Annotated in this window: 10 protein-coding genes; all 10 read right to left on the reverse strand. The window is 39.6% G+C overall.

The window, feature by feature from the left end:
- Positions 1-74 precede the first annotated feature (74 nt).
- Positions 75-1691, reverse strand: a complete 1617-nt coding sequence (locus IQ247_RS28155) for a dihydrolipoyl dehydrogenase family protein (protein WP_228060114.1) — start codon at positions 1689-1691, stop codon at positions 75-77.
- A 47-nt stretch (positions 1692-1738) separates the two neighbouring features.
- Positions 1739-2809, reverse strand: a complete 1071-nt coding sequence (gene cobD / locus IQ247_RS28160) for a threonine-phosphate decarboxylase CobD (protein WP_193925036.1) — start codon at positions 2807-2809, stop codon at positions 1739-1741.
- A 29-nt stretch (positions 2810-2838) separates the two neighbouring features.
- Entirely contained in the window at positions 2839-3123 is a 285-nt protein-coding gene (hbs, locus tag IQ247_RS28165; protein WP_193925038.1) for a non-specific DNA-binding protein Hbs, read from the reverse strand.
- Positions 3124-4172: 1049 nt separating this feature from the next.
- Positions 4173-6572, reverse strand: a complete 2400-nt coding sequence (locus IQ247_RS28170) for a secretin GspD/PilQ domain-containing protein (protein ID WP_193925040.1) — start codon at positions 6570-6572, stop codon at positions 4173-4175.
- Between the two features lie 22 nt (positions 6573-6594).
- Positions 6595-6741: a hypothetical protein gene (locus IQ247_RS28175; protein WP_193925042.1), complete on the reverse strand. Its 147-nt coding sequence runs from the start codon at positions 6739-6741 to the stop codon at positions 6595-6597.
- Between the two features lie 70 nt (positions 6742-6811).
- Positions 6812-7558 (reverse strand): pilus assembly protein PilO, encoded by a 747-nt coding sequence (locus IQ247_RS28180; RefSeq protein ID WP_193925043.1) that lies wholly within the window; start codon positions 7556-7558, stop codon positions 6812-6814.
- On the reverse strand, positions 7555-8322 hold the full coding sequence (locus IQ247_RS28185; protein WP_193925044.1) for a PilN domain-containing protein: 768 nt from the start codon (positions 8320-8322) through the stop codon (positions 7555-7557). Before IQ247_RS28185 ends, IQ247_RS28180 begins: the two co-directional genes overlap by 4 nt.
- Positions 8323-8327: 5 nt before the next feature.
- A complete protein-coding gene (gene pilM / locus IQ247_RS28190; RefSeq protein WP_193925045.1) occupies positions 8328-9434 on the reverse strand; it encodes a type IV pilus assembly protein PilM in 1107 nt (368 codons plus the stop codon).
- A gap of 1723 nt (positions 9435-11157) precedes the next feature.
- A complete protein-coding gene (locus IQ247_RS28195; protein WP_193925046.1) occupies positions 11158-12438 on the reverse strand; it encodes a bifunctional folylpolyglutamate synthase/dihydrofolate synthase in 1281 nt (426 codons plus the stop codon).
- Between the two features lie 197 nt (positions 12439-12635).
- On the reverse strand, positions 12636-12755 hold the full coding sequence (locus IQ247_RS28200; protein ID WP_193925047.1) for a photosystem II protein Y: 120 nt from the start codon (positions 12753-12755) through the stop codon (positions 12636-12638).
- Between the last annotated feature and the right edge of the window lie 205 nt (positions 12756-12960).

Here is a 12960-nt window from a genome sequence, read left to right on the forward strand (position 1 = left end):
GATGGGGTTCGGGGGAGAAATAAATAATAACTGTCAACTGTCAACTGTCAACTGTCAACTGTCAACTGTCCCTATTATTTCCAATTTCGTAAAAAGTGAAAAACACTGTCCCAAAAATCTTGCGATCGCGAATTTTCTAATCTTTGCTTTTTCCACTCTGATGCTGTTTTTTCGATTATTTCTGAAAAGCTAGAATAAACTGGAGATAAATTAGCTAATTGCTCAATTTTAATTTTTTCACTCATCGCTAAGGCAATTATATTGATTAACTCTCTTGCTTGAGAACCGAATATTGATGCTCCTAAAATTTCACCGTTACGACGAACTATAATTTTACAAATACCTGTAAATTCATCTGTCAATTGAGCAGATACTAATGTTTTAAAATACTGTCGCAAAACTAAAATTTCATCTTTAGCATATCTATTTTTAGCTTGTCTTTCCGTTAAACCAACTTGCGCTAACATTGGTTGAGTCAAAATTCCCCAAGGAATTGCTTGATAATTGATTTGATATCTAGGAAACAGCAAAGCGTTTTTGATGGCTATTTTCGCTTCGTAATCGGCAATATTTGGTAAATTGTAACCACCAATCGCATCTCCACAAGCGTAAATGCGAGGATTGGTAGTTTGTAGCTTTTTATTCACTAGTAAACTGCGAGAATTATACTTTACTCCTACAGCAGCTAAATTTAACGATTCTATAAAAGGTTTTTCTGCAACAGCTACTAATATTTCATCGGTTTCGATGGCTGTATTTCCTACTTGTAGCCATTTTTTATCTTCAATTAACCGAACTTGGGTTACGGTAGTTTGCGTAAAAACTCGTATTCCATCAACTTCTAATTGTGCTTGTAGTAACTTAGAAATTTCTGAGTCAAGGGGATAAATAAGATAAGGACTATTAACTATAAACGTAACGTTGTAACCCAACCTTGCTAAAACTTGAGCAATTTCCACACTTTGGGGTGTACCGCCAAGAATTAACCAGTTTTTCGGCGGCTGGGAACTGCCTAGAACCTGCCAAATATTCGATAAAGTCAAAAACCCCGTTTGCTGCAATCCATCGATTTGTGGAACCGCTGGAACCGAACCTGTAGCCAGTAAAAAATTACGTGCGGTTAATTTACGGTTATTAACAACAAAATTTAAATTTGAATTTGAATTTGAATTTGAATTTGAATTGAAATTTGAATTTGAATTTGAATCCGATGAAGCTTGAAAACAGCCGCTACCCAGAATAACATCAACACCTTGAGCTGCTAAAAAAGCCGGTGAAAGCTGTTCTCGAACATTCGCAGCAACAGCAGAACCCCACAGCAGCACTTTTTCCAAAGAAACTTGATATTGTTGTTCCCCATCGCCTTGAATACAAACACCAAACCGAGTTAAATCATTAACTTTCCGAACAAAATTACCAACCTCCCCCATACCTTGAAGCTGAATCAAATCGTGACGAAACAGCGGTTCAACCAAAGCAACCTTTGCTCTTCGTTGAACAGCCTTTAAAGCAGCCTCCCGTGCAGTAAGACTACCACCAATAATCACGATATCGTAATCAAAAGACATTAATAATTGGGAATGGGTAATGGGTAATTGGTAATTGGTAATTGGTAATTGGTAATGGGTAATTGGTAATGGGTAATTGGTAATGGGTAATGGGTAATGGGTAACTTCTAACTCAAAACTCAAAACTCAAAACTCAAAACTCAAAACTCAAAACTCCTAACTCATAACTCCTAACTCCTAACTTTAATCTCCCTTATCCCTTGTACTAAACGCTGATTCTCCGATTCCAAACGTACTGCTACGCGAAAATAGCGATCGCCTAATTCGGGAAAACTTAAACAGTCGCGGATCAGGATTTGATGCTGCTTAAGTAATTTCTGCTGTAACTCGATAACTGAATGCTTTGACTCTACTAATAAGAAATTAGCAGCGCCCTCAAGCGGCTGCAAGCCTGGAATATCGCCTAAACTGGCAAATAAATCATTTCTCGCTTTTGGTAGCCATTCCCAGGTTTGCTGCTGAAATTCTTTGTCCTCTACCGCTGCGATCGCAACAGCTACAGCTAAAGAATTTACCGCCCAAGGATCGCGCCAAGTTTGCCATCTTTGTAATCGCTCTGGATGAGCAATGGCATAACCCAAGCGCAATCCGGGAACACTGTAAAATTTGGTCAAGGAACGCAAGATGACTAAATTAGGATATTCGCTCACCACGTCAATCAAGCTTTGTTGCTCTAAAGGATGCAGAAAATCCATAAAAGCTTCATCCACTACTACTAAAGCAAATTCTTTGAGGTAAGGTAATATTTCACCCCGCAGGAATAGTTTGCCCGTAGGATTGTGGGGATTGTTCAACAATAGTCCTTTATCTTTTGTCGTATTTAATTTGTCAAGAATCAATGACAAATCTGGGATAATTAACGACATAGGAAACTCCAACACTTCAGCATTGAATGCTCTCAAAGCTCGATAGTAGTCGCCAAAGGTTGGAGTTACGAGGACTGTTGCAGCAACTTCTGCTAATTCCCGACCTGCCCAAGTAAGTAATTCTGCTGAACCGTTACCCGGCAAAATAAACTCAGGAGGCAAGTTGTGAAAGCGACCCAGAACTTGTTTTAATTCGCTGTAATCTGGGTCGGGATAGTGCCTGATATTACCCAATTGTGACTTGATAGCCGAAGCAGTACTATCGGTTGGTCCCAAAGGGTTAATGCTGGCAGAAAAATCCAAAATAGCATCACGGGGACAACCAGCTACCGCTGCTGCCCAAGCTAAATTTCCCCCGTGTTTCGGTTGCCGCATCAAAAAAAGGTTTAGTAATTCAAGAAAGCTTACTCTTTTGGGGGAGCAACTCTTTCTCTAAAGAGTTTACCAGCGGAGAAAGCAGGAACCTTCGTTGCTGGAATCTCCATTTTTTCATTGGTTTTGGGGTTGCGTCCTTCCCGTGCTTTACGCTCGCGAGATTCAAAAGAACCGAATCCTACTAGCGTGACTTTATCGCCCGAAGAAACGGCTTCAACGATAGTCTCTAAAGCAGCGCTTAAAACTGCGTCGGCTTGTTTCTTGGTGACGCTAGCCTTTTCAGATACAGCATCAACTAATTCACCTTTATTCATGTCAAACTCCGTATCGGTTTACTGTGCGTTTGGGTGCAGACACCCCTGATGTATCCTTGCTTGCATCCTTGGAAAGGAGATTGTTAAAAGTCCTGCTTTTTGAGTATTTATGCTTAAAACCGCCGTAACTCCCATCAGCTAGACTTTTCAATGAATCATTCTAAGGTGTTGTAGCCCTAAGTGGATACATAAAACGATTATTTTATATAGTTTTCAGGATTTTTCATATCCTCTAGGGATTTTTTGCACTCAAAACATTTTGCTTAAAGCTACAAATTTCCAGTTGGAATAACTTATTAAAGGGGTAAGAGCCGAAAAACCATGGCTAGCAATAGGGGGAGTAAGGCTCCTAGGATAAACAGCGAAAAACAAGATTTTAGAGCCAATACAGAGAACAAATGTTTTTCTCAGAAGCTAATTACAATGATTTTTTTGTTTACACATATTTTTCCTGTTTTCTGTTAATTCCCTATCGATCTAGGTTTAAAATTTTTTATCTAATTAATTACAAAAGTAAAGCTTTAGTTATAACTTTTGTAAAGTTTTGAGTTGTATAAGTTACTTTTAGATTTTGGGATAGCAATTAGGCAGCAAAATTTATTGTTAATAGTATTTTTCCTCATGTAGAGACGTAGCAGTGCTACGTCTCCATATCTTGCGGAATGACGCAAAAGCCCCGTACATAAAAATTTTGTATAAACTTGTATAAAAAATATTAATCAAATAAACAGAAGTCGGGTTTCTAAGGTAAATATCTAGCGTTCACTTTATAAAAACCCGACTTGTCACCCAAGGTAAAAGTGTCCGATAAACACTGGTTTGTCCGCAAACGTATAGAGACGTAGCAGTGCTACGTCTCTACATAAATTTGGAATACTCAACCAGGACTTACGTTCGCTCCGCGTGACGCAGTAGCGTCATTATTGTCACAATATACGGGTGGTGCGTGACGCTACAAACCTTATTGCTACGTTCAAATTTTTGCGAAGCGTCACAGCACCCTACAAGAAAAATGTGCCTTTTTTGCTAAGTCCTCTCAACAAATTAATTTAATTCCGAGGCAACTTCAACCCGCCATTCTGCAACATCCTGCGTACTTCCGGACTTGGTTTGTAATTGTAGCCGTAAGAAGAATTTTGGGAATCATCCATCACTTGGGGTGTCAGTAATACGATTACCTCATTACGCTGATTATTCTTATTTGTGCTTCTAAAGAGTGAACCGAGTAAAGGAATATCGCCCAAGATGGGTACTTTTGACACGCTTACTCGGTCTGACTCTTGAATGATACCGCTGAGAATTAAGGTTTGACCGTCTCGCATCCTAATTTGTCCAGAACGAAGGCTTCTTTCAGAAAGCAAAGTAATTTCACCATCTTCACCACCTGTTGTTGCCGTACCACCAGGTGCACTTACTGTAGGTGCAACAGATAAAGAAACAAAACCGTTATCATCAATTCGGTCAACTTTTACTGCAAGGGTTAGACCTGCGTTCTTGATAATCGGTTTTCTTAATACATCTCCATCTTCTCGTCTTACTTCAATCCCACCATATACTTCTGCGGTCAAATTCACCACAGCTTCTTGTCCTTCTTGTACCATCAAAGTTGGATCGGTCAGAACTTTTGCATTACCGTTGGTGACTTGAGTTTGTAAAGAAGCAAGAAAACGTTTGGGGTATTGGAATAAGGTGGGAAGACCGTAAGTAATTTGCGTAGGAGTTGAAGGAGTAGTTGTAGTCTGGAAACCAAACCTTGTAGGTTCACCAGTTACAGGATCAATTGCAGTAGGTACAACTTCTGTTGTAGATGTTCCCGGTGTTCCTGGCGTTATTTGTGTTATTCCAGCCTTAAAAGGATTGGAATTACTACCAAAAGGTGGACGAGCAGTATCAACATCACCAAAGGGAGCATCATTGTTTGGAGCATCTAAAAAAGGTGAAACTTCTGCACCTTCAGGAAATGGAGCAGTAGTTATAGTTGGAGTAAGCCTACTACTTTCAAATTCACTACTAGTAGGTGGCTTAACCCCACCAACATTAGCATTTGCTCTACCACCATCAACGCTAAAGAAATTGTCAGCAACTCCAAAAGAGAAACTACTGTTAAAGTTTTTAGTTCCTAGAAGATTAACATCAATAATCTTAACGTTAACTGCAACTTGACGACGGCGGACATCAAGCTGAGTTAATTGAGCCATAGCTATCTGTATGGTTTTTGGATCGCCAATTAAGGTGACAGAATTAGTCCGTTCGTCTCCTAATGCTTGCAAACCTCTAAGTAAGGGATTTGAGTCTTGATAGTCAACACGTTGAGTCTCAATTTGAACTTCTGTAGTTGTTTGAGTCTGAGTAATTGCACTTTGGGCACCACCACCTACAGGTACGGCATTAACGCTGGTAACGAGACGTTCGCGGCTAATTGCACTTTCCGCACCTAATCCAACTAAAAAGTTGAGAGCGACACCAACGGAAACCTGATTGAGTCGCATATTCCGCATTACGGTATCGCGGGTGGAATTCGGTAAATTTGTACCAACAAAAATAGTCCTACCACTACGATTCGCTTCTAATCCACTCAAACGCAAAACGTAGTTAAATACGTCTTGCACTGGCTCGTTTTCAATATCCAAAGAAATTGTCGGCCCATCGGCTCCAGCAGCAGCAGCACCTTCTCCTCCTTCAGCTTTTGCACTTCCTCCGGTATAAGCCAAATTCAAATTTGCAGCCCGTGCCAAAAGTGACAAAACTTCGCGTACTGGTGCATCTCTCAATACCAACCGAGGTACACGCTGTTCAGTTCCTAAATCGATGACGCTCGGTGAAGCATCGGTATTAGATACTGCAATATCTCCCACCGGAGGAGCAACGGCTCTGGGTAAGAATGGAGGAGCCTGATTCATCGATTGTCCTGGACCTGCTGGTGGTGCGGGAGTAGCCTCAAGGTTAACTTGGGGGTTGGGTGCGGGAGTCGATTGGGCTATTTGGTCATTTTGTGGGGGTTGAAATTCTATAGATTGCGATTCATCTGATGCGGTACTCGTTCCCGGTATCAAAGCAAAGGTAAGTCCGTTTTGGTTTCGCATCACAGGCTTGGTTTCGGGAGCGTTACTCGTCCCTGTTATTATCACCCGGACGCTATTTGCATCAAGTTGACTCATAGAAACGGAAGCGATTCCATCTGTAGGATTATCTTGACGAAAGTTATTACCTTGTGGTATGAGCAACTGAGTGTTGATGATATCCGCGACTAAAGTGTTACCTCTTTTAGTAGTAAAAACTTGAGGACGAGAGCCATCAGAAGTTTTTAAAACCAGATTTACACCACCGTCAACTGGGTCTAGTTTTACTCCAGTAATTTTAGTAGCTGATTGCGCCCAAACTGGCTGACTTACTAATAATAGAGAGACAGCGGTTCCGAATATAAAATTATTACCGTGAATTTTTTTCACAGTTCATTCCTCACTTTAAATATTAAAATTTGATGGTTGATAGTTGATAGTTGATAGTTGATGGTGATGGTGATGGTTGATAGTTGATGGTTGATAGTTGATAGTTGATGGTTGATGGTTGATAGTTGATGGTTGATAGTTTAACTACTAACCAATAACTACTAACCACTATCTACTAACTACTAACTACTATCCACTAACTCCTAACTCCTAACTCCTAACTCCTAACTCCTAACTTTTTACTGCGCTTCTTCTTTTTTAGCCGCAGCAGCAATTTCTTGGGAATTCATGGGGACTAAGGCTTCTAATTTGAATGTTGTTGTTATTGGTGTTGGTCCGGTTCTAGGTGGTTTTCCTTCTTCGATAACTTCGGGTTGCAATGTTGATTGATAATCTTTTACTAATAATAATGGTTGCAAACGTTCGATGTTCCGAAGAATTGATTGGGTTTGTTCGTAGGTACCGCTAATGGCAATTTCGGTACTGTTACGTTTTAGTTTACCGTCAACTAATGTTCCTAATGAACCATCGTTTACTGGTTGTGTTCCTTCAGATGATGGAGTAAATTTCTGTAATTTTGCTTTGACTGAATTGCTACTTAATTGAGCATTTCCTGCTTCTACTAAACGATTTAAATCTATTAATAAAGTGTTCAATGTCTTTTCGTTAGCAAAGACAGCTAATACTTGAGATTGTTGGGTTTTGGCTTGGGCTAATTCTGCTTTAATTTGATCGATATTTTGTAAGCTAGATTTTTTTTGTTCAATTTGTGATTCTAATTCTTGTTGTTTACTTTGTTTTTCTCCAAAAGTTTCCCATGCTGGCATGACAAAGTTTAAAAGCATATAAGTCGCTCCGGCTATTCCTAATACTCCAATTAAAATACCGCTAATTATTGGGGTAAAAGTAATCCCAAATATGACGGGATAAGCTGAAGATTCTTCAAACTCTCCACCTTCAAAATTCATTTCATCACTAAAGGTCATTTTTGAAAGACTCCGGTTCTTTGCAAACTGCGAATTCTTGCGACTAACCCTACTGTGCCTTTTTGTTCTAATTCCCGCATTAATTCGGAAGCTGGAACTTCGCTCAACTGGGATACAATGGTGTATTTAACTATTGGAGGAATTTTTACTGTTACTCCTTCTGGAAGCCCTTGAGGTATTGGTGCATCAGCCAATTCTGCTGTGACGATTTTTCCTTGCCCTGATTTAAAAAACGGAGACTGTTGTAAAGAAAGTAAGAAATCATTGACATCATCAAAAGACCGAGCAGAACCGCTGATTTCTATTCCCCCGGCAGAATTTGCCGTTGACTGACCTTCTACGGGGCTTTCCGGTGCAGTTTGCTTGACGCTCTCAATTCGCACACTGGCAGGAATGCGATCGCGCACTACTTGCAACATTGCTGACCAAGGTCGAATCTGGTCAAAAACGCTAACCAAGGCTTGAGTTTCGGTTTTAATTGCGTCAGTTTCCGCTCTTATCTGTTTAATGTCGCCTAGTTTCGCTTCTAATTGTTGATTTTCTTGCTCTAATAGCACAATTTTTTCATCAATACTGGCATTTTGACCTTGGACAAACCATAAAGCTGTTCCTAACAAAGCAGGAAAAAATACAGCTACAGCAACACCAATAAAAATCGGTGTCATACTTCCCGTGGGTAATGTAGGTTTATTCTTTTTCTCACCACCACCTTGTTTCTGATGACCTGCACGGTCTTTGAGAAAATTAATATCTAGGCTATACATTTTATTTAAACCTCCCGCATTCCTAACCCAAGTACTGTCCCTAAACCAGGACGCTGTATGAAGGGATAATCTTCATCGTCTACCTGCAAGGACAAAGCCTGTACGGGGTCTATTTGAGTCGTTGGTAAGCTCAGCCGTTGTGTAAAAAACTCATCTAGCTGTATAAGTCCACCTCCCGGACCTGCCAGTAATATCTGCGCTATTTCCAAATTTTCACTCTGATTCAAGTAAAAATCGATGGAACGACGCAGTTCATCAGTAAGTTCACCTAATACTCTCAACATGGCTGCCATTCCAGGATTGACCTCAGTTACACCCGTTTTACCACCTTCCATTGTCGTGGCTGGAATAGTCATTCCCTCCAATAGTTCCATATCTCTAGATGCAGGTAAATTCATTGCCCTAGACAGGGCCGCTTGCATTTGCTGTGTTCCAATGGGAACTGTACGAGAAAACTGCGGGACTCCGTTAACAACGATCGCAATTTCCGTACTGTCAAATTCAATATCTACTAGTACCACTGCTTCTTGTGGTCCAAACTGCCGTAGTTGGTCGCGGATTGTCCGAATTAGAGAAAAACTACTAATTTCTAAAACATCAACCTGCAATCCAGCCTGTTGAAAGGTACTGATGTAAGTATCGATAACTTCTTTACGGGTTGCAACTAAAAGTACCTGTACTTTTTCGATGCCATCCTCATCTACAAAATAGCCGAGCTTTTGATAGTCCACATCTGCTTCTTCACGGGGATAGGGCAGATATAAACCAGCTTCATGGTTTAACACCATTTCTCGTAACTCTTTATCATCCAATTCTGCGGGTACGGGAATTAGTCGCACAATCGATTCTCGTCCCGGTACCGCAGTCGCAACCCGACTCGCTTTAATTTTGCTTGCCGAAAGAGCCTCTTGGATCAGTTGTGCCATTGTTGGTGGATCTACGATTTGACCATCAACAAAAATGCCCTCCGGAACCGGCACTGATGTTAAAACATCCAACTTCAAACCTTGGCGTTGCTTGCGTAACTGGGCTACATTTACCCGTTGCGGTGCAAGCTCGATGCCAACCCTAGTTTTAGATTTACCAAACAGACCACTTAAGCCTTTAACCACTGTTTTGCCCGTAGGAATACTAAAAAATAAAAATCCAAATGTTAACTAAAAACTGCTCTTGATATTGGGTAATAGATTTAGTTGTTAAATTTAGTTGCTAAGTTTAGTTGTGAAGTTAAAAAATTATGCATACCTTTTCTCATCCCTATTTTTGATCAAGTTTGTTTTCTATAATTATTCATATTTATTATTTGTTCAAACATTTCCAATAAATAAGGGATTCAAGGGATTCAATAATACAGCTAATTTTTGATAACTTATTTTGCTTTTTTTTCCAACAAAATTAAAACAATTATCAGTTGAAAAGCTATAGATTAGCAGTCATTTTATCAACTCAATCATTATTTAACAGCTAATTTTTAAGCCTCATTACAGATAAATCTAAATAGAATAGCGCAAAAAAAACCGAAGTATGTAACAAAAAGTAAAGCTGCTCAAAAAGCTCTTCCCTTCTGACTTGTAAGTGAGTAGTGAGTAGGGAGAAAAACCCTTACATTCATGGCGATGAAAAAATTTTTCATGTTGACTACCTTCTGCCCTGTGCCTCCTGCCTTGTCACAACGACAATTTTCAAAACCGACCTACTTAACCGAGAACAAAATTTTAACAGATACTTTAGTACAGATGCCACTATCATTTCTAAACAACATCATCAAAGCGAGCTACTTTTTAAGAAGATAAAATCCCTGACAGAGCAAAGATTATCATCCAATTAATTAGTTATAACACCGATTAATTAAAGCAATTATGTATCATAAATGTACTCGGTGCTTATACTGGATTAATAAATATGCTGCAAAGATTCAAGCAAACTTTTAGTAAGTATGTTTGACTAGGGAGCTTTCTAATTATGAAATTTTTAAATAGATATTGTGAATATGTTAGTAATTTCTCGGAATAACTATCGCTAATTTACCCAAACTGATTATTGAGTAATAAAAAAGATAAAGTGTATAAAATCATTTGTTTACAATTTTTTATCAATTGATGGGAAGCTAAGTAATTCTACGAACTAGTGCTTTGTCCCATTAAATTTGCTAGGTTCTGAACGTCACCCATCAGGGAATAGAATTCCCCGACTAATAGCTTAAGTCCTATAAATAGGACTAATACCGTTTCCATATGAATATGCGCTTAATTAGCCCAAGTCGTCGGGCTTTGTTTGTTGGTTCCCCAGACTTCTAGTCTGTTAATGTCTCCCTACGGTCGGTTTTGTATTGGTCGCAATTCATCTCACCGCTAACCAGGACGTGTAGCGTCCGTTCTCTTGCGACATTCAAAATGATAGAATTTGGTATAAGAAACGAGCCTTTTGACACTCCTCGGCATAAATGCACGAGGATTCTTGGTTCACTGAGACCACTTAAACCAGATACCTTGCAGTGTCTAGCCCAGAGGTGGGACTCTCCCCAAGCGACTTCGGGTATGCCCTACCCTAGTTGGATTGCTCCAAATTCTTTTTTTTATTTGAAACATATCGTTCCAACAAAACTGTTTGTCTAGCTCCTCTGAATCTTTTACCTACTGCGAGGTGGAGTCTAGAAAAATGCAGTAGAACCGCATAGATTCAATTTTCAAGGTGCAGCGCTTTACCTTTAGGTAGCTAGGTTTTTTAAGTGGTTGATTACCTTTCCACTTTTTAATAATAGCAGAAAAGCCGTCCTATAAGGACGGGGCTTTAAACCCAATTTTTCGGTAATGAGAGCAGATTACCCATTACCAATTACCCATTACCCATTACCGAGCTATTTTGCAAAAAATTTCCGACTAAATAAAGGGAACCGCACAAAACAACCAAATTATTATTTGTTTTAAAAACCGTGGAAAGTGCTGATGACAAATCCGCATAAGTATTACATGAATTTAATTCCGGACAAATAGATAAAGCTAGTTTCCTTAACTCACTTGGTACAGCAGAACTATGATCGGGTACCGGAACTAAATGTAATTGATCGCTCCCTCGTAATAAAGTTTTAAAAATTTGATCGTGTTCTTTAGTAGAAAGCATTCCCATCACCCAAGTAACGCTAACTTGGGGTTGATTTAACTGAGCAACTAATGTATCGACATAATTCCGTAAAGCTTCTGCTGCGGCTGGGTTATGAGCGCCATCAAGCAATAATTTATGGTTATTCCAACTAGTCCACTGCATCCTTCCCAACCACTTTGTTTTTGCTATACCCTCAACAATCGCTTTCTCAGATATTTGCCAACCCTGCTCTTGGAGAATTTTTACAACAGCTATGGCTAAAGCAGAATTATTTAGCTGGATGTTTCCTTGTAGCGGTAAAAGGTATTTTATCGGTTTGGTAGCAGTTTCCACTTCAACCCAACCATTACCAACTTCTCGTGCAGGCTGGGGTTTAATTATTGGGCATTGTAATAAACTTGCGCGATCGCAAACTACAAGTTCTGCTTCTGGGGGTAATTCTCCCATAACTACCGGACATCCAGATTTGAGAATACCTGCTTTTTCTGTTGCGATCGCGGCAATAGTAGAACCTAATTGTTGACAATGATCGCGACTAATAGAAGTAATAATTGTCACTAAAGGTTTTTCACAAACATTAGTAGCGTCCAATCGTCCTCCCAACCCAACTTCTACCACTGCGACATCAACTTGTTTTTGAGCAAAATACAGCCAAGCTGCGGCAGTAAATACTTCAAATTGAGTCGGTGATTCTTCTTCAGGGTCTATAGCTTCTTGAATTTGCAGCAATAAATTACCAAGTTCCTCAGTAGTAACTTGTTGCTCGTTAAAGCAAATTCGCTCCGTCCAATCAACCAAATGAGGCGAAGTATAGCGTCCCGTGCGGTATCCAGCCTCAGTAAAAACCGAAGAGAGATAAGCACAAACAGAACCTTTTCCATTCGTACCAGCAACGTGAACTACCGCAACTCGATGGTGTGGATTACCCAAATTCGCCAAAAGCTTGTAAATACGTTCCAAACCCAAATGAACGCCAAAACGTTTGTAGGGCTGTAGTAAAGAGTCTATATCCATGATAAAGGTTAAAGGTTAGAGGTTAAAGGTTACAGGTTAATATAATTTTCCCATTCCCGAACACGGATTAAAGAGGATTACACTGATTTCACGGATATAATTACCGAGTTAACAGTCAACACTCAACACTCAAGAATAATTAAACCGACTGCTTCACAAAGGAAACAGCCGGTTAGCAAGCGATAATTAAAAAGAATTTACGCTTCTTTATTTAAAAAGCTTTGCAATTGTCTGATTGCAGCAGCACCAATATTAAACAACGCCCAACCTGCCGCAATGGCAATAGGTGCTACAACGATCGCTACACGCATATCCATATTTAGAACCCCTCTTTTAGGTAATATTTTAAGTTTTATCAACAGCTCTCATTTTTATTTTTAACTGAAGTGGTAAATTTTTCCACTACTGCGTGTAAAGAATGTTTACAAATCAGTTGATAGTGGTTAGTTGATGGTGGTTAGTTGATGGTGGTTAGTTGATGGTGGTTATTAATTTCTCCCCATCACCCCATCACCCCATCAC

Source organism: Plectonema cf. radiosum LEGE 06105 (assembly GCF_015207665.1).
GTDB lineage: Bacteria > Cyanobacteriota > Cyanobacteriia > Cyanobacteriales > Nostocaceae > Rivularia > Rivularia radiosa_A.

What these genes read in the sequence shown, in the direction of transcription:
- IQ247_RS28195 (WP_193925046.1), bottom strand. Translation starts at nt 12,438, where the DNA reads ATGGATATAGACTCTTTACTACAGCCCTACAAACGTTTTGGCGTTCAT.
- IQ247_RS28200 (WP_193925047.1), bottom strand. Translation starts at nt 12,755, where the DNA reads ATGGATATGCGTGTAGCGATCGTTGTAGCACCTATTGCCATTGCGGCA.
- IQ247_RS28185 (WP_193925044.1), bottom strand. Translation starts at nt 8,322, where the DNA reads ATGTATAGCCTAGATATTAATTTTCTCAAAGACCGTGCAGGTCATCAG.
- IQ247_RS28180 (WP_193925043.1), bottom strand. Translation starts at nt 7,558, where the DNA reads ATGACCTTTAGTGATGAAATGAATTTTGAAGGTGGAGAGTTTGAAGAA.
- hbs (WP_193925038.1), bottom strand. Translation starts at nt 3,123, where the DNA reads ATGAATAAAGGTGAATTAGTTGATGCTGTATCTGAAAAGGCTAGCGTC.
- cobD (WP_193925036.1), bottom strand. Translation starts at nt 2,809, where the DNA reads ATGCGGCAACCGAAACACGGGGGAAATTTAGCTTGGGCAGCAGCGGTA.